This window comes from Pseudomonas sp. S2_C03 (assembly GCF_054668405.1).
In genome coordinates, this window is record NZ_CP162766.1 from 651,912 (window position 1) to 673,761 (window position 21,850).

Consider the following 21,850-nt stretch of genomic DNA (forward strand, 5'->3'; position numbering starts at 1 on the left):
CATTCAGGCTGCCAACCACAAAGATGGGCTGCGAGGTTGTGGTTCCAGCATAGGCGTCCGGCCCTGAGGCGGGAAGTGCTGTAAGGACGTGTTGCGGCTGCCGAGGGTAGCGGGCGTGGGTGTTGTGGGCGTGTCGTGAGTGTATCGGTCTCGACACAATCGATTGAAGGGCTAATCTTGCCGGGGCGCGGGCGATGATTTACCGATCATCGGGTCCCGCTGCCGCGCTGGTTCCGCTACAATGCGCGCCGATTTCGTCCTGCTTGAGAGCCCGCACATGTCCGCCTGCCAGACTCCTATCATCGTCGCCCTGGATTTCCCCACCCGTGACGCCGCGCTGAAACTGGCCGACCAGTTGGACCCAAAACTGTGCCGGGTCAAGGTTGGCAAGGAGCTGTTCACCAGTTGCGCCGCGGAAATCGTCGGCACCCTGCGCGACAAGGGCTTCGAAGTGTTCCTGGACCTCAAGTTCCACGACATCCCGAACACCACTGCCATGGCGGTCAAGGCCGCAGCGGAGATGGGCGTGTGGATGGTCAACGTGCATTGCTCCGGTGGCCTGCGCATGATGGCCGCCTGCCGTGAAGAGCTGGACAAGCGCTCCGGGCCGAAGCCGCTGTTGATCGGCGTGACGGTGCTGACCAGCATGGAGCGCGAGGACCTGGCGGGTATCGGTCTGGACATTGAACCGCAGGAACAGGTACTGCGCCTGGCAGCGCTGGCGGAAAAAGCCGGGATGGACGGGTTGGTGTGCTCGGCGCTGGAAGCCCAGGCGCTGAAATCGGCGCACCCATCGCTGCAACTGGTGACACCGGGGATTCGTCCGGCCGGCAGTGCCCAGGACGATCAGCGCCGCATCCTGACCCCACGCCAGGCGTTGGATGCGGGTTCCGATTATCTGGTGATCGGTCGTCCAATCAGCCAGGCGGCGGATCCGTCGAAGGCATTGGCGGCGGTCGTTGCAGAACTGGCCTGACCCCATCCCCCCTGTAGGAGCGAGCTTGCTCGCGATAGCGGTGTATCAGATGGCAACACAGTAGCCTGACACAGCGCTTCGCGAGCAAGCTCGCTCCTACAGGGGCGTGATCAATCCGAGTGTCGGATCACACCTTTAACACCAACTTTCCGAAATTCTCCCCGCTGAACAACTTCATCAGCGTCTCTGGAAACGTTTCCAGTCCTTCGACGATGTCTTCCTTGCTCTTGAGCTGCCCCTGGGCCATCCAGCCCGCCATTTCCTGGCCGGCAGCGGCGAACTGGGCGGCGTAGTCCATCACCACGAAGCCTTCCATCCGCGCGCGGTTCACCAGTAGCGACAGGTAGTTGGCTGGGCCCTTGACCGCTTCCTTATTGTTGTATTGGCTGATGGCGCCGCAGATCACCACGCGTGCCTTCATGTTCAGGCGGCTCAGTACCGCATCGAGGATGTCGCCTCCGACGTTGTCGAAGTACACGTCGACGCCTTTCGGGCACTCGCGCTTCAGGCCGGCGAGCACGTCCTCGCTTTTGTAGTCGATGGCGCCGTCAAAACCCAGTTCCTCGACAAGGAATTTGCACTTGTCCGCACCGCCGGCAATGCCAACGACCCGGCAACCCTTTATCTTGGCAATCTGTCCGGCAATGCTGCCAACCGCACCCGCCGCGCCGGACAGCACCACGGTATCGCCGGCCTTGGGTGCACCGACGTCGAGCAGGGCGAAGTAGGCGGTCATGCCGGTCATGCCCAGTGCGGACAGGTAACGCGGCAGTGGCGCCAGTTTCGGATCCACCTTGTAGAACCCGCGCGGCTCACCCAGGAAGTAATCCTGCACGCCCAGTGCGCCATTGACGTAGTCCCCGACCGCAAAGCCCGGGTTGTTCGAGGCCACGACCTTGCCGACGCCCAGTGCGCGCATGACTTCGCCGATGCCCACCGGCGGGATGTAGGACTTGCCCTCATTCATCCAGCCGCGCATGGCCGGGTCCAGGGACAGGTACTCGTTCTTGACCAGGATCTGACCCGCACCCGGTTCGCCGATCGGTACTTGCTGATAGGTGAATGTCTCGCGGGTAGCCTCGCCCACCGGACGTTTGGCGAGCAGGAACTGACGATTGGTCTGGGAAGTCATGACAGGCACTCAAAGGCGAATGAAGCCTTGTTGATAGACCTTCAGGGCCAAGGTCGCAAGTTTGGCTGATACGGCGAATGCAGGCTGATCCAGTGCAGTGATAATTGGAGCATTGGTTTCATCACTGGCACTCATGGGAACCCAACTGGCCTTCTGATAGTGCTGCCGTGCAAGTAAAACCTGTGACTAGACTGGGGCCACGCGTTCATCACTTCGAGGACAAAACAATGAGCATGACGTTTTCCGGCCAGGTTGCTGTCGTAACGGGGGCCGCCAATGGTATCGGCCGAGCGACCGCCCAGGCATTCGCTGCCGAAGGCTTGAACGTGGTGGTGGCGGATATGGACACCGCAGGGGGTGAAGGCACCGTGGCGCTGATTCGCACCGCCGGCGGTGAAGCGACCTTTGTGCGCTGTAATGTCATGCTGGAAAGCGATGTAAAAAATCTGATGGATGAGGTGGTCAAGACCTATGGTCGACTTGACTATGCCTTCAACAATGCCGGCATCGAGATCGAAAAAGGCAAACTGGCGGAAGGCACCGTCGATGAGTTCGACGCGATCATGGGCGTCAACGTCAAAGGCGTCTGGCTGTGCATGAAGTATCAGTTGCCGTTGTTGCTGGCCCAGGGGGGCGGAGCGATCGTCAACACGGCCTCGGTCGCAGGTCTCGGCGCCGCGCCGAAGATGAGCATTTATGCGGCGTCGAAACATGCGGTGATCGGGCTGACCAAATCGGCGGCCATCGAATACGCCAAGAAGAAAATTCGTGTGAATGCGGTGTGCCCGGCAGTCATCGATACGGATATGTTCCGCCGCGCCTATGAAGCGGATCCTAAAAAAGGCGAGTTCGCCAATGCCATGCATCCCGTGGGGCGCATCGGAAAGGTCGAGGAAATTGCCAGCGCGGTGCTGTACTTGTGCAGCGATGGTGCAGCCTTTACCACCGGGCATTCACTGGCAGTGGACGGCGGCGTCACCGCTTTCTGACGCGGCGCTGTTCACCGCCTTTTTCTCCCCTTCTGTGAGGCGAGCCAGCTCGCTTCCACAGGGATGTCCTCTTTGCCGCATTTTTGTTTCAAATGGTTAGAACCGCCAATTTTGGCGGCGTTGTCGCACAACCCATTGAGCGCGCTTGTGATTTACTGATTCGGTCAAACGAACAGGAGTTTGCTTGCTCATGGAATTGAGAATTGATCGACAGGCTTTGGTGCCCGTCGTACAACAAATCGTCGATGCGCTGGCGTGCTGGCTACGCCAGGGCGCCATCGAGCCGGGAACGCGTCTGCCCTCCGCCCGGCAGATCGCCCGGATCAATCTGCTCAGCCAGTCCAGTGTGGTCGAAGCGTGCGATCGCCTTGTCGCGCAGGGCGTGTTGTCCTCGCGTCACGGCTGTGGGTTCATTGTTGCGACGCCCCCGTTACCCATCGCAGGTCCACCCTGGTTCGAGGGTGTGGAGTTACAGCCGTTGGCGGGTGAGTTATCCCTGGGAGGCGGTGGACTCCCCGAAAGCTGGCGGGAGACGGATGATCTGACGTACGCGATTCGCGAGGTCAGCCGCACTGACATGGCGAGCCTGTTCAACTACAGCACACCACTGGGGCTGCCGGCATTGCGTCGCCAAATTGGCAAACGCTTGAATAGATTGGGCATTGCCGCAGATGATCAACGCATCATGACCACGGCCGGCGCCAGCCAGGGCCTTGACCTGATCGCACGAGTCCTGCTCAAGCCAGGGGACTGCGTGGTGGTCGAAAGTCCCGGCTACGCTCAGCTGTTCGAGTTGCTCAGGTTGCAGGGGGTGTCGATGATCGAAGTCCCGCGTACACCACGCGGGCCTGACATCGAGGTGCTCGAGGCGCTGCTTCAAAAGAACAAGCCGCGAGCGATGTTCATCAACAGTTTTTATCACAACCCGACGGGCAGCAATCTGGCTCCGATGGTGGCACAACAGGTCTTGCAACTGAGCAGGCGTCATGGCGTGCAGGTGATCGAAGACGACGTCTACGCCGACCTGCACGCAAGCCCCGGCACCCGGCTGGCCGCGCTTGATGAGGATGTCATCTACGTCGGCAGCTTCTCCAAGACGCTCAGCAGTTCATTGCGGGTCGGCTTTGTGATGGCCAGTGCCGAGGTGATATCGCGTCTGGCCGAGTTCAAGCGGGTGAGCAGCCTGGGGGCTTCCGGGTTTTGTGAAGCGGTGCTGGCGTGTTTGCTGGCCAGTGGTGCCTACCGCAAGCTTCTGCTGCGCTTGCGCCAGCGTCTGCGGCATGACCGCGAGGTTGCGCTGCATCTGCTGGACGATGCCGACTGGGAGGTTTTCGGCAAGCCCGTTGGCGGCTTGTTTATCTGGGCGAGACCTCGTTTCTCCAACTACGCTCAGATGCGGCAGCACGCCCAGCGCCTTGGGGTTTTGTTGTCGTCCGCCACGGCGTTCAGCCCTGCGGACGAGGCCAGCGACTGGCAGCGTATCAATGTAGCGTGTGCCTGCGACCCCCGAGCCCGGGCGTTCTTTCAGGCCACCGCTTCGGATCGACCTCAAGCGTTCTGAAAACGACGTTGGCGTAGCTTTTTGCCATTATTCCGACGTCAGAGACTTGTGCTGACACAGGCCCGTTGCGAATCTGCGTCTACAGACTATGTCAGGGGACTCAGTGCAATGATTTCGGCCGTGCAAGGACGTTTTGCCAACCTCGGTATGGCGAAAAAACTGGGTATCGGGTTTGTGCTGGTGCTGTTGTTGACGGCATTGGTCGCCGCCATTGGCATCTGGTCCCTGCAGACCATCAGTCAGCGTTTCGATGGTCTCAAGCAGATGTCGTCGCTTAACAGCGGCCTGCTCAAGGTGCGTCTGCTCGAGCAGGAGTACGCCTTGCATGGCAACCCAAAAGTTGCCACAGCCCTGCGCGAGGGCGTCGATGGGCTGATTGCCTTGGCTAATCAGCTCAAGGAACAGTCACCGACCAACGTCCCGGTGATGAACGATGTCGAGCAGTCCCTGGCGGCTTATCGCAAGGCCTTTGACGAGTTTGTCTCGCTCAGCCAAGCCAAGGATCTGGCGCTGGAAATGGCCAGTTGGTCGGTGTCCAGCGTCGCCAATAATCTCGATGTGCTGCAATCGGGCCTCGCTGATGATGGCGCCTACACCCTGAAGGATTCCGAAGGCAAGGACGGCGCCCAGTTCATCGAGCAGGCCAGTCAGGTCAGCCAGGTATCGCGACTGATGCTGCAGGCCATGAACGAAGCGCGTATGCGCCTGGATCAAAGCCGCAAGGGCGATGATAGCGCCCAAGGCAAGATCGAACAGGCCGATCAGGCGCTGGCCCAGGCCGAGCAACTGAAAACCACGGTCAAGGATGAGGGTTACCTGACGGTCCTCAATGAAGTGGTGGGGCATATCGGCGGTTTCAGTGAAAAACTCGCGGAATATACAGATCTTCTGGCCCAGGAAAAAACCGTCTACGGGCAGTTGAATCAGCGCGCGGCCCAAGTGATGGAGCGCGTTGACCAGGCTTACGTCGCCGAAGACCAATCGATGCAGACCGAGCTGAAAAAGAACGCGCTGCTGATCATCGCTTCGTCGGCATTGGCTTTGCTGGTCGGGTTGATTGCGGCATTGGTCATCACTCGTTTGATCGTAGGGCCGTTGCGTCGAGTGATCGGCGTTGCCCAGCAGATCGCGGCAGGCGATTTGAGCGCCACGATCGAGGTGACTCGTCGGGACGAGATCGGCCAGTTAATGCAGGCAATGCAGCAGATGGGGGCGGGGCTTAGCACAATCGTCAGCGGTCTGCAGGCGGGTATCGAGCAGTTGGCCAGCTCCGCTCAGTCGCTGTCGGCGGTGACCGAGCAGACCAATCTGGAGGTCAGCAGCCAGAAAGAGGAAACCGAACAGGTCGCCACGGCCATGAACCAGATGACCGCGACGGTACATGATGTGGCGCGCAATGCCGAGGAGGCTGCACTGGCGGCGCAGACAGCGGACGGCAAAGTCGAAAGTGGCCAGGCCGTGGTACGTCAGAGCATGGCGCGGATCGAGCAACTGGCGGATTCGGCGTCCTCGGCCAGTTCCAGTATCGAGAGCCTGAGTGCGGAAATCCAGAACATCGGTGCCGTGCTCGGCGTGATCAAGAGTGTTGCCGAGCAGACCAATCTGCTGGCGCTCAATGCGGCTATCGAGGCTGCGCGGGCTGGTGAGCAGGGCAGGGGCTTTGCAGTGGTCGCCGACGAAGTCCGGGCATTGGCCAAGCGAACCCAGCAATCGACCGAGGAAATCGAGCGCCTTGTCAGCGCCTTGCGCGCGGCGGCGCAGTCGTCGGTGCAGCAGATCCAGAGCAGTGGCGAGTTGGTGAAGCTGGCGGTCAGTGATGCGCTCCAGACCGAGAGCGCTCTGGGCAGTATCGCTTCGGCAGTGTCGTTGATTCAGCAGATGAACCAGCAGATTGCCGCAGCCGCCGAGGAACAGAGCTCCGTGGCCGAGGAGATCAACCGCAGCGTGACCAGCATCCGCGCCAGTGCCGATCAGTCATCGTTGGCGATGCAGGGCAACGCAGCGTCGAGTATCGAGCTGGCGCAATTGGGCAGTGAGCTTAAGGGGATGGTGGGGCATTTCAGGTTGTAGCTGAACCCGCTCCTGTAGGAGCGGGCTTGTCGGGGCGTCGAACCGTCGCGATGGTAGCCCAGGCACCGCGGGCATTCAGACAGCCCGCATAATCGTTGATGACCATCACGACGCTGCGACATGCTCGCTCATTCAGCTTCGGTGCGGCCGTTGTGCGAGCATCCGAGCCATGAATCAGTCGTAGATCACGCGCTTCTTCCAATCCGCCTCGACTTCCTTGAGGCCTTCGTTCAACTGGTTTGCCTCGTCTTCGGACTGCGCGTGTTGGTCCATGACCTGGGCGTTGGCGCGGGCCAGGAGTTTTTCCAGGTATTCGAGTTGTTCGGCATAGACCTGCGGTTCCTGTTGCTTGCGCAGGTATTGCACGCCGCGTTCGAAAGCGAGACGTGCCTGGCCAGGCTGGTCTTGTTGCAGGCACTGTTGGCCCAGGTTGTTGAAGAACTCGATGTGCAACAACACCAGGATGTGGCGAACTTCGCGGATCCAGCGCTTGGCCTCGTTTGGCGGCAGGAAACCATCCTGTGCCGCACGGGTGATCTGACCGTGCAGGGCCTCGAGCAGGAAGCGAACATCCTTGGCCTTGGCTTCGGTCTGGATCGGTGCGGGCGGATTGTTGACCGGGATCGATTCACCTTGGCCGATCAGCGTACTCAGCTCGTTGATCCGGGACTTCAGGTTGGCGCTGGTTTTTTCCAGGTTCAAGAGGCGCTGGCAGACGTTCAGCTCCAGGCGGGTCAACAGCAGCTTGAGGGCCGGGGTCATCAACTGGCCCGGAAAGGTCTCGGTGATCTCGCCGCAGCGGCGCAGACGGTCATTGAGTTCGACCTTGGTACGAGCCCGTTCCAGTTTGTTGGCTTCCACCACATGGTTCATGTACCCAATGGCGATCAAAAGTGCTATCCCGGCTACGACGAGCAGGGTGATCATGAGTGGAGTCAACGGTAAGACCTCTTTATGGGATTCGCGAGCGAGTTTAGTGGCTTGGCATGGGGCCGCATAGGGCCGCTCGACGGGTTGGATCGAATGCGCTTGTCACTGTATCGACCGCAACGCTTCTTATATAAGCAGGCACAATCAAATTGCACATTGCCATCATGTTTTTCATGGGTGGACTATAACGTCTTGGCGAGTGTCAGAATATAGGCGCCAAACGACGGGCGAGCAAAAAGCCTGAATCGTGGCGCAAAGCGGGGCGAAGTCATTGATTTAAATAAATTTATATTCGGGGGTTGACGACCCTTCAATCCATCCATAGAATGCGCGCCACTTGCAGCGTAAAGCACACAGCGAAACGCGGCAGGCAGTGAATGTTGTACGTGTGTCCCCTTCGTCTAGTGGCCTAGGACACCGCCCTTTCACGGCGGTAACAGGGGTTCGAGTCCCCTAGGGGACGCCAATGCGGGAATAGCTCAGTTGGTAGAGCACGACCTTGCCAAGGTCGGGGTCGCGAGTTCGAGTCTCGTTTCCCGCTCCAATTTTAAACAGTGTTGCTTTCGGGTGATACTGAGTGAAACCAGAACCCAATCTTCGGATGCGGGATCTGGACACCGAAACACACACCATGTGTTCCGGGTAGCGTGTCCCCTTCGTCTAGTGGCCTAGGACACCGCCCTTTCACGGCGGTAACAGGGGTTCGAGTCCCCTAGGGGACGCCATTTGCGGGAATAGCTCAGTTGGTAGAGCACGACCTTGCCAAGGTCGGGGTCGCGAGTTCGAGTCTCGTTTCCCGCTCCAAATTCACAAAAACGCCGCTCATTGAGCGGCGTTTTTGTTTGTCTGCAATTCGTCTCCAGGCCGGAAAAAAAGGCCCGTCAGTCAGGCTGAGCGGGCCGTTTGCGTGGGCGCTGCTTTACATCGACAGAATCAGGCGCCCTGCGAACAGAATCAGCATCACCCCCATCGTGCGTTCGAACCAGTGTCCCATACGTATGAACAGCACTCGCACTCGGTTGCTGGAGAAAAACAGCGCGACAATGACGAACCACAGGGCATTGACGAAGCACATCCACAACCCGTAAAGCGCCTGGATGACAAGGGGTGTCGAGGTGCTGATGAGGGTGGTGAAAATCGCCAGGAAGAACAACGTGGCCTTCGGGTTGGTCGCGTTGGTCAGAAATCCTGTGGTGAACGCCTTGAGCCGGGTTTGTTCGACAGCCGGCTCATGGCCCTCCTTTTCACCTTCGAGCACTGTCTTCGGTTGGCTGCGTAACAGGCTGACACCGAGGTACAGGATGTAGGCGCCGCCGATGATCTTGGCCACCGTCAACAGCCAGGGCAGGGTGTGCATCAGTGCGCCAACCCCCAGCACGGTGTAGAGCACGTGCACGGAAATGCCAGCGCCAATGCCCAAGGCGGTCCAGATTCCTATGCCACGTCCGAAACGTACGCTTTGGCGAATGGTGACTGCAAAATCGGGTCCGGGGGCGACCACGGCCAGAAAGTGGATGGTCGCCAACGCCAGGAATTCTCCCAGGTAAATCGAAAACTGCATCTCAGCTCCATGAGGTCAGGGGTGAAGCACTTCCACGTCGGCCTTGAGGTCATCACTATGGAAAAAGAGGCGAAGCGTCATATTCCATGCTCTCACTCACGTTTATGTATTTCATTATATGAAGCGTGCAATTGCGTGATAATCCGTTCAAACATCAAAGGACTGTTGCGTCGTGAGCATAAATCTTCCCCTGCCGTTACTCGGTGAAATGGCCATTTTCGTCAAGGTTGTCGAGACCGGGAGCTTTTCCGAGGCTGCACGTCAGTTGGGCAGTTCACCGTCGGCGGTCAGCCGCAGCATTTCGCGCCTGGAAAAGGCGCTGGCCATGCGTTTGCTACAACGCACCACACGTAAATTGCGCCTGAGCGACGGTGGCGAAGAGGTGTTCAAGCGTTGCCAGGAGATGGTCAACGCCGCCAGATCGGTGATGGAAATCAGCGGCCAGTTCACCGATGAAGCACAAGGGTTGGTCCGTCTCAGCGTGCCCAAGGCAGTGGGTCGATTTGTGATACACCCACACATGCCGGAGTTTCTGGGGCGTTATCCCAAGGTGGATGTGGAGTTGTTGCTCGAGGATCGCCAGGTGGATCTGATCGACGATCACGTCGATCTGGCGATTCGCATCACCGATCATCCACCTGCGGGGCTGGTAGGGCGACAATTGCTGACCATCGATCACCTGCTGTGTGCGACACCGCAGTATCTGGCGGAGCATGGCACGCCAACTCATCCCCATGACCTGCTCAATCACAGCTGCATCTACCTGGGCGAAACGCCAAGTGATGCACGCTGGAAATTCAAGAAGGGCACCAAGGCTGTCACCGTTGGCGTGCGCGGGCGCTATGCCGCCAATCACACCGGGGTGCGTCTGGGTGCAGTGTTGCAGCACATCGGGATTGGCAGCCTGCCGTATTTCACCGCGCGTCATGCACTGGAGCAGGGCTTGCTCGTACAGGTGCTGCCAGACTGGACGTTTCTCGCCTCATACCACGGCGGTGCGTGGCTGCTGCATTCGCCCACTCGTTACCTGCCGCCAAAGCTGCGGGTGTTGATCGATTATCTGGTGGAATGCCTTGAGAGAGAGCCGACACTGGGCAAACCCGGCAAACAACCCGCCCCCCGTCGGCCAGAGTTCCAATAAAAAAGGCCCCCGATGCGGGCCTTTTGGTGTCAGTGCTTGCTGTCGTCGTTCGACATCGCCAGCAACTGTTTTTCCTGATGCCAGTCGAACGGTTCGTCGTTCTGTTCAGCTTCGTAGCGCCGTTCTTCCAGTGCCTGATACAGGTCGATCTCGTCGTCGGGCATGTAGTGCAGGCAGTCACCGGCGAAGTACCACAGCAGGTCGCGCGGGACCAGGTGGGCGATCTGTGGGTAGCGGGTCATCACCTGGCACAGGATGTCCTGGCCCAGGTACTGGCTTTCGATCGGATCGATCGGCAGGGATGCACGCAGTTCGTCGAAGCGCTCCAGGAACAGGGCATGGCTTTCTTCGGGAACCTGTTCGGCCTCACCCACGGCGACCAGGATGCTGCGCAAGTGGTCAAGCAAGACGAGATGATCGGCAACGACGTTGGACACGAGATAAGTCCTCAAGAGCAAAACGGGCGCGGGAGTATAAAGCTCCCGCGCCCGTTTTTACATGGTTGGCAGGATCAGCGGACTTTCCCTGGCGTCGGTGCCAACTCTTCTTTGTCGAAATCATCCACATCGATCACCTTGCGCCGCGCCACTTCGGCTTCACGCAGGTTATGCGCTTCCATGGGCTGCAAGACACCAGCCTCCAGCGCCGCGTCGATGACGTGTTCCCCAGCCAGCGGTTTGAACTGACCGCCCTTGAGCGCCACGTGCAACTTTTTATGCACCGGTTGCGCCGCGTTCAACAGGTTGCAGGCGTGTTGCAGCGCGCCCACGGCGTCAACGGGCGATTGTGGGCGGAAGCAGCCGCCGAGCAATTCTTCCAGGGTTGGATCACCCTTCGCCCGGCCGATCACCGCTGCCACTTCGGCGCCGAGCCTGTCCGATGGGCCTTTGTGACGGCGACCGAACGGGAACACGATGACCCGAAGCAGGCAACCGAGCACTTTGTTGGGGAAGTTGGTCAGCAACTCATCCAGGGCTCGCTCGGACTGCCCAAGGCTTTCTTCCATGGCCCAGGTGAACAGAGGCGCCATGTGTTCGGGAGAATCCAGGTCGTGATAACGCTTGAGTGCGGCCGACGCCAGATACAGGTTGCTGAGTACATCTCCCAGGCGTGCCGACAGGCGTTCGCGGCGCTTCAGCTCACCGCCCAGCAGCATCATGCTCAAATCGGCCAGCATGGCGAAAGCGGCTGCCTGGCGGTTGAGGGCGCGGAAGTAGCCTTGGCTGAGCTTGTTGCCTGGCGCCCTCTCGAAGTGACCGAAGCCCAGGTTGAGTACCAACGTACTGGCCGCATTGCTCACGGCGAACCCGATATGCCTGAGCAGCAATCCATCGAATTCGGTGAGGGCTTGCTGCTTGTCCTCGCGACCGGCCAAGGCCATTTCTTTCAGGACGAAAGGATGGCAACGGATCGCACCCTGGCCGAAGATCATCAGGTTTCGCGAGAGGATGTTCGCGCCTTCCACGGTGATGAAGATGGGTGCGCCATTCCAGCTGCGCCCCAGGTAATTGTTGGGCCCCATGATGATGGCCTTGCCACCGTGGACATCCATGGCGTGGCTGATGCATTCGCGGCCGCGTTCGGTGAGGTGGTACTTGAGGATCGCCGACAGTACCGACGGTTTCTCGCCCAGGTCCACCGCGTTGGCGGTGAGCATCCGCGCTGCGTCCATCATCCAGGCATTGCCGCCGATGCGCGCCATGGCTTCCTGGATGCCTTCGAACGCCGACAGTGGCACGTTGAACTGCTCGCGGATCTGCGCATATTGGCCGGTCACCAGGCTGGTGAATTTTGCCGCACCGGTGCCGACTGCCGGCAACGAAATCGACCGCCCCACCGACAGGCAGTTCATCAGCATCATCCAGCCTTTGCCGAGCATTTCCTGGCCGCCGATCAGGAAGTCCAGAGGAATGAACACGTCTTTGCCGGCGTTGGGGCCGTTCATGAATGCTGCGCCCAGCGGCAGATGTCGACGGCCGATTTCCACACCGGGCGTGTCGGTGGGGATCAGCGCCAGACTGATGCCAAGGTCCACTTCATCGCCCAGCAAATGGTCCGGGTCATAGGCTTTGAACGCCAGGCCGAGCAGGGTGGCGACCGGGCCGAGGGTGATGTAGCGTTTTTCCCAGTTCAGGCGCAGGCCGAGGGTTTCCTCGCCGTTCCATTGGCCTTTGCAGATGATGCCAGTGTCGGGCATTGCACCGGCGTCCGAGCCGGCGAGTGGTCCGGTGAGGGCGAAACAGGGGATGTCATCGCCACGGGCCAGGCGTGGCAAGTAATGGTTGCGTTGTTCGTCGGTGCCGTAGTGCAGCAACAGCTCTGCCGGGCCAAGGGAGTTCGGAACCATCACGGTTGAGGCGAGGTCGCCGCTGCGGGTGGCCAGTTTCATCGCCACCTGGGAGTGGGCGTAGGCCGAGAAGCCCTTGCCACCGTATTCCTTGGGAATGATCAGCGCAAAAAAGCCGTTGTTTTTGATGTGGGCCCAGGCTTCGGCGGGCAGGTCCATGTCCTGGCCAATCTGCCAGTCGGTCACCATCGCGCAGAGTTCGTCAGTCGGCCCGTCGATGAACGCCTGCTCCTCTTCGGTCAATTGCACCTTGGGGTAGGACAGCAGTTTGTCCCAGTCCGGGCGGCCGCTGAACAGTTCACCGTCCCACCAGACCGTGCCGGCGTCGATGGCATCTCGCTCGGTTTCGGACATGGGCGGCAGCGTTTTCTGAAACCAGTCGAAGAGCGGCGCGCTGAAAAATTTGCGACGCAGGTCAGGCAACAGCAAGGGCGCTGCGACAGCGGCGATCAGCAGCCAAAAGATCAGCAGTAGCCAGCCAGGCGCGCGACTGAAGGCGCCCATCGCCACGACATAAACGGCAACGATACACAAGGCGGGCAGGGGGGCGACGCGACGGTGGGCTAAATACGCAATCCCGACAACCAGAACCAGTATCCACAACAGCAGCATATTTAATCCTCCGTGAAACAAGGGCAAAAACAACCTTCAGAGCTTAGACGGCATCGGCCGAACAGGTTGACCAGAGCGGTGAGACAGAAATCGTGAGAAACCTTCGATGAGTTTGTAGGAGCGGTTGGCAGCGGATCACACCAATCGTTCGAGAGCGGGCGGCAAAGCGTCCAAGTTTGGCCGAAACGTCGTTATCTCTGTGCTGAGCCTGTCGCTAGACTCGGGGGCACCCCCAGGAGATCAATCGCATGCACGAGTATTTGAATCCCGGTCGCTTCATCGATAGTGACCACCCGTCGGTCGTGGAGTTCGCGGAGAAACACCGTGGCAGCCGGCGCGATCCGCTCGAGCAGGCCATCAATCTTTACTACGCGGTGCGCGAGGCTGTGCGGTACAACCCTTACACATTCAGTCGTGATCCGCACAGCTTGCGTGGCAGTCATGCACTGGCCGCCGGTGAAAGTTATTGTGTGCCCAAAGCCACATTGCTGGCGGGGGCCGCGCGTCATTGCGGCATCCCCGCGCGAATTGGCCTGGCCGATGTTCGCAACCATTTGTCGACCCCTCGCTTACTGGCGTTGCTCAAAAGCGATGTGTTCGCCATGCACGGTTATACCGAGCTGTACCTGAACGGCGCCTGGGTCAAGGCCACGCCGGCGTTCAACCAGCAATTGTGTGAACTGTTCAACGTGGCGCCGCTGGAATTCGATGGCATCAACGATAGCGTTTTCCACCCTTTCAATCGTGACGGTGAGCAACTGATGGAGTATCTGGTCGATCACGGTCAGTTCGCCGACGTACCCGAAACCTTCTTCTTCGAGCATCTGCAACAGTGCTACCCGCATCTGTTCAGCGATGAACTGCCGCTGCTGCTGGGTGATATGCAGAGCGATTTGAGCCGCGCCTGATCCAGCGTATGCTGCCTGCGCATTCATCCATAAAGAGGCAGACATGCTGAAGATCTGGGGTCGGAAAAATTCGTCGAATGTCAGGAAACCCTTGTGGGCCGCCGAGGAGCTGAACCTGGCCTATGAGGCCATCGACGCCGGTGGCGCCTTTGGTGTGGTCGATACGCCGCAATACCGCGCGATGAATCCTAATGGGCGAGTGCCGGTGATCGAAGATGACGGCTTTGTACTCTGGGAGTCCAACGCCATCGTACGTTACCTCCTGGCCCTGCATGCCGGTGGCACCGCGTGGTATCCGGCCGACCTGAAGCAGCGTGCCCTCGCCGATAAATGGATGGACTGGACCACTTCCAGTTTTGCCGGCCCGTTCCGAACCGTGTTCTGGGGTGTCCTGCGCACGCCGGCCGAGCAACAGGACTGGCCTGCGATCCACGCCGCGATCAAGGAATGCGACACGTTGTTGTCGATGGCCAATGAGGCGCTCGCCGTGAAACCGTACCTGTCGGGTGATGAAATCGGCATGGGCGACATCCCCCTCGGCAGTTTTATTTATGCCTGGTTCGAGATGCCGATCGAGCGTGCGCCGCAACCTCATCTGCAGGCCTGGTATGCACGGTTGAAAGAGCGTCCAGCGTACAAAAAAGCGGTCATGACCGCGTTGACTTAATACTTACTATCGACACACTTCACTGTACTTGTCTGGCGGCGACAAGCACCATTGCACTCATGTGCCGTGGCTGCCTTGTGCGCCGCCCACCCTCGTTTATTCCTTCTTTCCCTTCTTGGTGCGTAGATCCGATATGAGTTCCGCTCTGTCCATCCGGCAGCTAACCAAAACCTACGGCAACGGTTTCCAGGCCCTGAGTGGTATCGATCTGGACGTCGCCGAGGGTGACTTTTTCGCCTTGCTCGGCCCCAATGGTGCCGGCAAATCCACGACCATCGGCATTCTCTCCACCCTGGTGAACAAGACCAGCGGTACGGTGAACATCTTTGGCCACGACCTGGACAAGAATCCTGCGCAGCTCAAACGCTCCATTGGCGTTGTGCCGCAGGAATTCAACTTCAACCAGTTCGAAAAGACCTTCGACATCGTCGTGACCCAGGCCGGGTATTACGGCATCCCGCCGAAAGTTGCCAAGGAGCGCGCCGAGCAGTACCTGACGCAGCTCGGCCTTTGGGACAAGCGCGATGTACCTTCGCGTTCACTGTCCGGCGGCATGAAGCGGCGCCTGATGATCGCTCGCGCTCTGGTTCATGAACCGCGTCTGTTGATCCTCGACGAGCCGACCGCGGGGGTGGATATCGAACTGCGCCGTTCGATGTGGTCGTTCCTGACCGAGCTGAACCAGAAAGGCATCACCATCATCCTCACCACGCATTACCTGGAGGAGGCTGAGCAGCTGTGCCGCCACATCGGTATCATCGATCACGGCACCATCGTCGAAAACACCAGCATGAAACAGCTGCTCAGCCAGCTGCATGTGGAGACGTTCCTGCTCGACACGAAGAACGCCCTGAGCGTGGCGCCGCAGTTGCTCGGTTACCCGAGCCGATTGCTCGACGCGCATACCCTGGAAGTCCAGGTCGAGAAGACCATGGGTATCACGGCGCTGTTCACCCAGTTGGCGCAGCAGAACATCGAAGTGCTGAGCCTGCGTAACAAAACCAATCGCCTCGAGGAGTTGTTCGTGTCCCTGGTGGAGAAAAATCTGTCGAAGGTGGCGGTATGAATTCCGAGCTGCGACCCAATCTCGTCGCCCTCAACACCATCGTTTACCGTGAGGTCAGGCGCTTTACCCGGATCTGGCCACAAACGCTGCTGCCGCCCGCCATCACGATGGTTCTGTACTTTGTGATCTTCGGCAACCTGATTGGCCGGCAGATTGGTGACATGGGTGGCTTCAGCTACATGGAGTACATCGTGCCCGGGCTGATCATGATGTCGGTGATCACCAACTCCTACGGCAACGTGGTATCGAGTTTCTTCGGTAGCAAGTTCCAGCGTTCCATCGAGGAATTGATGGTGTCGCCGGTGTCACCGCATACGATTCTGATCGGCTTCACCCTGGGCGGCGTGCTGCGCGGGTTGATGGTCGGGCTAATCGTGACGGTCCTGTCGATGTTCTTCACCCACTTGCAGGTGCATCACCTGGGGCTCACCATCCTGGTGGTGGTGCTGACGGCGACGATCTTCTCGCTGCTGGGCTTCATCAACGCGGTGTTCGCACGCAACTTCGATGATATTTCGATCATCCCGACCTTTGTGCTGACGCCACTGACTTACCTGGGCGGGGTGTTTTATTCGATCTCGCTGCTGTCGCCGTTCTGGCAGACGGTATCGCTGGCCAATCCGGTGTTGCACATGGTCAACGCTTTCCGCTACGGAATCCTGGGCGTTTCGGACATCAGGATCAGTGTGGCGATTACGTTCATGCTGGTGGCCACGGTGGTGTTGTACATCGGCTGCGCGCGGTTGCTCGTGAGTGGGCGGGGGATGCGGACTTAACGCTCCTACAGGGGTTGCGTTGTGCCATTGAAAAGGCCTCCAGATGGAGGCCTTTTGTGTTCATTGCATACGCTTTTTCTTGCGCCGCGCCCACTGCCGGCTGACCCACCAGCGCCAGTACATCATCACCAGGCAATAGGCGAGCGCGCCCAGCAACAGTCCTGTGACCACCGATCCCAGCAGGAATGGCTGCCACAACGTCGACAATTCGCCGCTGATCCACTCCCATGTCAGCTCGTCGGGCAAGTGCCGGGCGGGCACATTCATCAGCCAGGCACCCATCTGGTACGTGCAGAAAAACACCGCTGGCATGGTGATCGGATTGGTCAGCCAGACCAGGCTGACAGCAATCGGCATGTTGCCGCGCACCAGTACGGCAAGGGCGGCCGCCACCAGCATCTGCATGGGAATCGGCAGGAACGCCGCGAATAGACCCACCGCCATCGCCCGCGCCACCGAGTGTCGGTTGAGGTGCCAGAGGTTCGGGTCATGCAGCAGGGGGCCGAGAAAGCGTAAGGATTGATGTTCCCTGATGCTGGTCGGGTCTGGCATGTATCGTTTGAATAAGCGCCGGGGCATAAGGCTTCTCGGTCGGTTAAGGCTGCAAGTATGTCTGGATTCTACGAGTCGCCCATTCAGAGTTTGTGACAATTATTGACCACGCTCGTGCCGTGAGCCGGCTATCACTAGGGAGGGGACTCTCAAGGACGGGCTTATGCGCACAGGGATGATGGCGCTGGCGTTGGGGCTGCTGACCCTGCGCTTTTTGCCGGTATTACCGCCGGCAGGGTTGTGGCTGGTACTGCCCGTGGCGGGTTTGATGTGGTTGCCGTTCAGGACTTATCCGTTGGCGTTTTTCCTGTTTGGCTTCAGTTGGGCCTGCGCGAATGCACAGTGGGCGCTGGATGACCGATTGCCGGCGGACCTCGACGGGGAAACCCGTTGGGTCGAGGGACGCGTGGTTGGGTTGCCCCAGAGCAGCGACGCGGTGGTGCGTTTCGAATTGATTGACGTACGTTCGCGGGAGGCCAGGATGCCTCGAATGATGCGTCTGGCCTGGTATGGCGGGCCACCGATCAGCAGCGGCGAGCGCTGGCGCCTGGCGGTGAAATTGAAGCGTCCGGCCGGGCTGCTCAACCCGCATGCCTTCGATTACGACGCCTGGCTGCTGGCGCAACGCATCGGCGCCACCGGTACCATCAAGGATGGCCAGCGACTTGTTGAAGCCCGTTGGGCCTGGCGCGACACTGTCCGCCAACGCTTGCAGGCGGTGGATGCCCAGGGTCGGACCGGTGCGCTGACGGCCCTGGTGCTGGGCGATGGCGCCGGGCTGGATCGTGAAGACTGGCAAGTATTGCAAGACACCGGCACCGTGCATCTGCTGGTGATCTCGGGCCAGCACATCGGCCTGTTGGCGGGCATGGTGTACCTGTTGATTGCCGGGCTGGCGCGTTATGGGCTCTGGCCGAACCTTTTACCGTGGTTACCCTGGGCCTGCGCACTGGCGTTTGCCGCAGCGCTGGCCTACGGGCTGTTGGCGGGGCTCGGAGTGCCAGTGCGACGGGCCTGCGTGATGATCGGACTGGTGCTGTTATGGCGCCTGCGTTTTCGCCACCTCGGCGCCTGGTGGCCCTTGTTGCTGGCGCTCGACGCGGTGTTGCTGCTGGACCCCCTGGTGAGTTTGCTGCCAGGTTTCTGGCTATCGTTCGCGGCGGTGGCGGTGCTGATCTTTACCTTCGGCGGCCGACTCGGTCCCTGGCGATGGTGGCAAACCTGGACGCGCGCGCAATGGTTGATTGCCCTTGGCCTTGGGCCGTTGCTGCTGATACTGGGATTGCCGGTCAGCCTCAGCGGCCCGCTGGCCAATTTGCTGGCGGTGCCCTGGATCAGCCTGTTGGTGTTGCCGCTGGCCTTGCTCGGCACGCTGCTGTTGCCTGTGCCCCTGGTGGGCGAAAGTTTACTGTGGCTGGCAGGCGGGTTGATCGATTGGTTGTTCTGGGGCCTTGGCTTGCTCGCGGACCCCGTGCCCGCGTGGGTGTCGGTGGCCATTCCAGTTTGGGCGTGGGGGCTGGGCAGCCTGGGCGCGCTGCTGCTGTTGCTGCCCGGTGGCATTGTGCTGCGCCCACTGGGATGGCCGCTGTTGCTGATGCTGGTTTTCCCGCCCAGGCCAACGCTCCCTGAAGGCATTGCCGAAGTCTGGCAACTGGATGTCGGCCAGGGGCTGGCAATCCTGATACGCACCCGGCATCACACCCTGCTGTACGATACCGGGCCGCGCTTCGGTGATTTCGACCTCGGCGAACGAGTGGTTTTGCCAACGTTGCGCAAACTGGGTGTGGACCAGCTCGACCTGATGCTGATCAGCCACCCCGACGCCGACCATGCCGGTGGGGCGCGGGCGATTGCCAATGGATTGCCGGTGGCACGAGTCCTCAGCGGCGACCCGCTCGCGCTGCCCGTCACCCTGAACGCGCAAGCCTGCGAAAGCGGGCAGCGATGGGATTGGGACGGCGTGAGCTTTCAACTATGGCAATGGGCCGAGGCGGCGGGCAGCAATCAAAAATCCTGTGTGCTGCAGGTCGAAGCCAATGGTGAGCGCCTGCTGCTCACCGGTGATATCGACGTTCCGGCCGAGCGCGCCTTGCTCGACAGCCCACTGGCAGTGCCCACCGATTGGTTGCAGTCACCGCACCATGGCAGCCGCAGTTCTTCGTCCATGGCACTGCTGGCCGCGCTGCAACCCAAATCGGTGTTGATCTCGCGCGGCAACGGTAATTCGTTCGGCCACCCACATCCCACGGTCATGGCCCGGTATCGAAAACGTGGCATGACCGTCCACGACAGCGCTGAGCAGGGCGCCATTCGTCTGCGGCTCGGGCGTTTCGAGCCGGCCTGGACGATGCGTCAACAACGGCGCTTCTGGCGGGCCGCACCATAAAAAAGGGGGGATCGAAGAACGACCGGATGCGACATCACGGTCTTCGGTGCGCCCACCCCCTATGTTAGAGTGGCGCACTTTTTCGAGGGGACTGACACTGTGTGGGAATTGGTCAAATCCGGCGGCTGGATGATGCTGCCGATCATTCTGAGTTCCATCGCGGCCATGGCGATTGTCGCCGAGCGTCTGTGGACCCTGCGCGCCAGCCGTGTGACGCCTGAGCATCTGCTCGGCCAGGTCTGGGTGTGGATCAAGGACAAGCAACTCAATAAGGAGAAGCTCAAGGAACTGCGCGCCAATTCGCCATTGGGCGAGATCCTGGCCGCGGGCCTGGCCAACTCCAAGCATGGTCGCGAGATCATGAAAGAGTGCATCGAAGAAGCGGCGGCGCGGGTCATTCACGAACTCGAACGCTACATCAATGCGCTGGGTACCATCGCCGCCATGGCTCCGCTGCTGGGCTTGCTGGGCACGGTGCTGGGCATGATCGACATTTTCAGCGCCTTCATGGGCACGGGCATGACCACCAACGCTTCCGTGCTGGCCGGTGGTATTTCCAAGGCCCTGATCACGACCGCAGCGGGCCTGATGGTCGGCATCCCGTCGGTGTTCTTCCACCGGTTCCTGCAACGACGCATCGATGAATTGGTGGTGGGCATGGAACAAGAAGCGATCAAGTTGGTTGAAGTGGTACAGGGCGATCGCGACGTGGATCTGTACGAGGGTAAAAAAGCGTGAAATTCCGTCGCAAGCAACGGGAGAACGTGGACATCAACCTCGCGTCATTGATCGACGTGGTGTTTATCCTGCTGCTGTTTTTTGTCGTGACCACCACCTTCACCCGCGAAACCCAACTGCGCGTCGAGCTGCCGCAGGCGGTCACCGGTGCGTCGGCCGATGACGAGCAGGCCAAGCACTTGGACCTCACCATCAACGCTGAGGGTGTGTTCGCGCTGAACAACCAGATCCTGCCAAAAAGCGATCTGGCGACCCTCATCGATGCGCTGCAGAAAGAGTCCGGTGGCGACACCAACCTGCCACTGTCCATCAGCGCCGATGGCAAGACCCAGCATCAGTCGGTGATCACCGCGATGGACGCCGCCGGCAAACTGGGTTTCAGCCACCTGCGCATGACCACAGTCGAGGCGGCGCCGCCCGCGCCCTGATGGCCATGTCCGATCGCCTGCTCGCCGCGTGGTACCAGGGGCACCCGGCCCTGAAACTGCTGCAGCCACTGGAATGGCTGTATCGGCGTGTGGTCACGCGCAAGCGCGAGCGTTTCCTGGCAGGCGAGGGTGAGATCTATCAGCCGCCGGTGCCGCTCATCGTGGTCGGCAATATCACCGTCGGCGGCACGGGCAAGACGCCGCTGATCCTGTGGATGATCAAGCATTGCCAGCGTAGTGGCCTGCGGGTCGGTGTGGTCAGTCGCGGTTATGGTGCCAAGCCGCCGCAACTGCCGTGGCGGGTCGAGTCCGATCAGGACGCCGACGTGGCGGGTGACGAACCGCTGCTGATCGTCCAGCGCACCGGGGTGCCGCTGATGATCGATCCCGATCGCAGCAACGCGGTCAAGGCGTTGCTGGCCAGTGAACCGCTGGATCTGATCCTGTCCGACGACGGCATGCAGCATTATCGCCTGGCTCGCGACCTAGAACTGGTCTTGATCGATGCTGCCCGTGGCCTGGGCAACAAACGCTGCCTGCCCGCCGGGCCGCTGCGTGAGCCGGTCGAGCGCCTACAAAGCGTCGACGCCGTGCTGTACAACGGCGCTGCCGATGACCGGGCGGACGGATTTGCCTTCACCTTGCAGCCCACCGCACTGGTCAACCTGCAGAATGGCGAACGGCGTCCCCTCGATCATTTCCCGAACGGCCAGGCGTTACACGCCGTTGCCGGGATCGGTAACCCGCAGCGTTTCTTCACAACCCTCGAAACGCTACACTGGCGACCTGTTCCTCATGCATTTGCCGACCACGCCGAATACAGCGTGCAGGCCTTGAATTTCACACCGTCATTGCCCTTGGTGATGACGGAAAAGGACGCGGTGAAGTGCCGTGCCTTCGCCGCCGCCGATTGGTGGTATCTGACGGTCGATGCTGCGCCATCGCCGGCCTTCGTGGCCTGGTTCGATACGCAGTTGATGCGTCTGTTGCCGGCTCGTCTTTTGCCTTAA

At 60.1% G+C, this 21,850-nt stretch carries 20 protein-coding genes, 4 tRNA genes and 1 pseudogene; 18 read left to right on the top strand and 7 right to left on the bottom strand.

Annotation, left to right across the window (positions count from 1 at the left end):
- Positions 1-277 precede the first annotated feature (277 nt).
- Positions 278-976, top strand: a complete 699-nt coding sequence (gene pyrF, locus AB4N64_RS03035; RefSeq protein ID WP_460126584.1) for an orotidine-5'-phosphate decarboxylase — start codon at positions 278-280, stop codon at positions 974-976.
- Positions 977-1,103: 127 nt separating this feature from the next.
- On the opposite strand, the gene AB4N64_RS03040 is transcribed toward pyrF, so the two are convergent.
- Both AB4N64_RS03040 and AB4N64_RS03045 read right to left on the bottom strand, forming a co-directional pair.
- A complete protein-coding gene (locus AB4N64_RS03040) occupies positions 1,104-2,108 on the bottom strand; it encodes an NADP-dependent oxidoreductase (RefSeq protein ID WP_460121869.1) in 1,005 nt (334 codons plus the stop codon).
- A 9-nt stretch (positions 2,109-2,117) separates the two neighbouring features.
- A complete protein-coding gene (locus tag AB4N64_RS03045) occupies positions 2,118-2,243 on the bottom strand; it encodes a hypothetical protein (RefSeq protein WP_460121871.1) in 126 nt (41 codons plus the stop codon).
- A gap of 92 nt (positions 2,244-2,335) precedes the next feature.
- Here AB4N64_RS03045 and AB4N64_RS03050 point away from each other — a divergent pair, with 92 nt between their 5' ends.
- The 4 genes and pseudogenes from AB4N64_RS03050 (at position 2,336) to AB4N64_RS03065 (ending at position 6,728) form a co-directional block, all read left to right on the top strand.
- Positions 2,336-3,097 carry an SDR family oxidoreductase gene (locus tag AB4N64_RS03050; protein ID WP_460121873.1) on the top strand — a complete coding sequence of 254 codons (762 nt, stop codon included), beginning with the start codon at positions 2,336-2,338 and terminating at the stop codon, positions 3,095-3,097.
- Positions 3,098-3,287: 190 nt separating this feature from the next.
- Entirely contained in the window at positions 3,288-4,658 is a 1,371-nt protein-coding gene (locus AB4N64_RS03055; protein ID WP_460121875.1) for an aminotransferase-like domain-containing protein, read from the top strand.
- A gap of 984 nt (positions 4,659-5,642) precedes the next feature.
- Positions 5,643-5,819, top strand: a pseudogene (locus tag AB4N64_RS03060) (HAMP domain-containing protein); the annotation flags it as partial.
- Between the two features lie 204 nt (positions 5,820-6,023).
- The gene (locus tag AB4N64_RS03065; protein ID WP_460126585.1) at positions 6,024-6,728 is read left to right on the top strand and encodes a methyl-accepting chemotaxis protein; all 705 of its coding nucleotides are present in this window, start codon (positions 6,024-6,026) and stop codon (positions 6,726-6,728) included.
- 174 nt (positions 6,729-6,902) lie between these two features.
- Here the strand turns inward: AB4N64_RS03065 and AB4N64_RS03070 are convergent, their stop codons facing one another.
- Positions 6,903-7,655, bottom strand: a complete 753-nt coding sequence (locus AB4N64_RS03070) for a hypothetical protein (RefSeq protein WP_460121877.1) — start codon at positions 7,653-7,655, stop codon at positions 6,903-6,905.
- Positions 7,656-8,048: 393 nt separating this feature from the next.
- Here AB4N64_RS03070 and AB4N64_RS03075 point away from each other — a divergent pair.
- The 4 genes from AB4N64_RS03075 (at position 8,049) to AB4N64_RS03090 (ending at position 8,462) form a co-directional block, all read left to right on the top strand.
- Positions 8,049-8,124, top strand: a tRNA-Glu gene (locus tag AB4N64_RS03075).
- Positions 8,125-8,126: 2 nt separating this feature from the next.
- Positions 8,127-8,202, top strand: a tRNA-Gly gene (locus AB4N64_RS03080).
- 105 nt (positions 8,203-8,307) lie between these two features.
- Positions 8,308-8,383 (top strand) — tRNA-Glu (locus AB4N64_RS03085).
- Between the two features lie 3 nt (positions 8,384-8,386).
- Positions 8,387-8,462: transfer RNA gene (locus AB4N64_RS03090), tRNA-Gly, on the top strand.
- 115 nt (positions 8,463-8,577) lie between these two features.
- On the opposite strand, the gene AB4N64_RS03095 is transcribed toward AB4N64_RS03090, so the two are convergent.
- Positions 8,578-9,219 carry a LysE family translocator gene (locus tag AB4N64_RS03095; protein ID WP_460121878.1) on the bottom strand — a complete coding sequence of 214 codons (642 nt, stop codon included), beginning with the start codon at positions 9,217-9,219 and terminating at the stop codon, positions 8,578-8,580.
- Between the two features lie 172 nt (positions 9,220-9,391).
- Here AB4N64_RS03095 and AB4N64_RS03100 point away from each other — a divergent pair, with 172 nt between their 5' ends.
- A complete protein-coding gene (locus AB4N64_RS03100) occupies positions 9,392-10,360 on the top strand; it encodes a LysR family transcriptional regulator (protein WP_460121880.1) in 969 nt (322 codons plus the stop codon).
- Between the two features lie 29 nt (positions 10,361-10,389).
- On the opposite strand, the gene AB4N64_RS03105 is transcribed toward AB4N64_RS03100, so the two are convergent.
- Both AB4N64_RS03105 and AB4N64_RS03110 read right to left on the bottom strand, forming a co-directional pair.
- A complete protein-coding gene (locus tag AB4N64_RS03105; RefSeq protein ID WP_460121882.1) occupies positions 10,390-10,797 on the bottom strand; it encodes a PA2817 family protein in 408 nt (135 codons plus the stop codon).
- A 74-nt stretch (positions 10,798-10,871) separates the two neighbouring features.
- On the bottom strand, positions 10,872-13,319 hold the full coding sequence (locus AB4N64_RS03110; protein WP_460121884.1) for an acyl-CoA dehydrogenase: 2,448 nt from the start codon (positions 13,317-13,319) through the stop codon (positions 10,872-10,874).
- Between the two features lie 248 nt (positions 13,320-13,567).
- Between AB4N64_RS03110 and AB4N64_RS03115 the strand changes: the two genes are divergently transcribed.
- The 4 genes from AB4N64_RS03115 (at position 13,568) to AB4N64_RS03130 (ending at position 16,736) form a co-directional block, all read left to right on the top strand.
- On the top strand, positions 13,568-14,227 hold the full coding sequence (locus AB4N64_RS03115) for a transglutaminase-like domain-containing protein (RefSeq protein WP_460121886.1): 660 nt from the start codon (positions 13,568-13,570) through the stop codon (positions 14,225-14,227).
- A 43-nt stretch (positions 14,228-14,270) separates the two neighbouring features.
- Positions 14,271-14,894, top strand: coding sequence for a glutathione S-transferase family protein (locus AB4N64_RS03120; protein WP_460121887.1), 624 nt, complete (start codon positions 14,271-14,273; stop codon positions 14,892-14,894).
- A gap of 133 nt (positions 14,895-15,027) precedes the next feature.
- A complete protein-coding gene (locus AB4N64_RS03125) occupies positions 15,028-15,960 on the top strand; it encodes an ABC transporter ATP-binding protein (RefSeq protein ID WP_460121889.1) in 933 nt (310 codons plus the stop codon).
- Positions 15,957-16,736, top strand: a complete 780-nt coding sequence (locus AB4N64_RS03130; protein WP_460121891.1) for an ABC transporter permease — start codon at positions 15,957-15,959, stop codon at positions 16,734-16,736. The genes AB4N64_RS03125 and AB4N64_RS03130 overlap by 4 nt, the downstream gene beginning before the upstream one ends.
- A gap of 60 nt (positions 16,737-16,796) precedes the next feature.
- Here AB4N64_RS03130 and AB4N64_RS03135 read toward each other — a convergent pair whose 3' ends face one another.
- Entirely contained in the window at positions 16,797-17,315 is a 519-nt protein-coding gene (locus AB4N64_RS03135; protein ID WP_460121893.1) for a DUF2062 domain-containing protein, read from the bottom strand.
- 136 nt (positions 17,316-17,451) lie between these two features.
- Between AB4N64_RS03135 and AB4N64_RS03140 the strand changes: the two genes are divergently transcribed.
- The 4 genes from AB4N64_RS03140 (at position 17,452) to lpxK (ending at position 21,850) form a co-directional block, all read left to right on the top strand.
- Positions 17,452-19,674 (top strand): DNA internalization-related competence protein ComEC/Rec2, encoded by a 2,223-nt coding sequence (locus tag AB4N64_RS03140; protein ID WP_460121895.1) that lies wholly within the window; start codon positions 17,452-17,454, stop codon positions 19,672-19,674.
- 99 nt (positions 19,675-19,773) lie between these two features.
- Positions 19,774-20,412, top strand: coding sequence for a MotA/TolQ/ExbB proton channel family protein (locus AB4N64_RS03145; RefSeq protein ID WP_460121897.1), 639 nt, complete (start codon positions 19,774-19,776; stop codon positions 20,410-20,412).
- Positions 20,409-20,840 (top strand): ExbD/TolR family protein, encoded by a 432-nt coding sequence (locus tag AB4N64_RS03150; protein WP_460121899.1) that lies wholly within the window; start codon positions 20,409-20,411, stop codon positions 20,838-20,840. The genes AB4N64_RS03145 and AB4N64_RS03150 overlap by 4 nt, the downstream gene beginning before the upstream one ends.
- Entirely contained in the window at positions 20,840-21,850 is a 1,011-nt protein-coding gene (gene lpxK / locus AB4N64_RS03155; RefSeq protein WP_460121901.1) for a tetraacyldisaccharide 4'-kinase, read from the top strand. Before AB4N64_RS03150 ends, lpxK begins: the two co-directional genes overlap by 1 nt.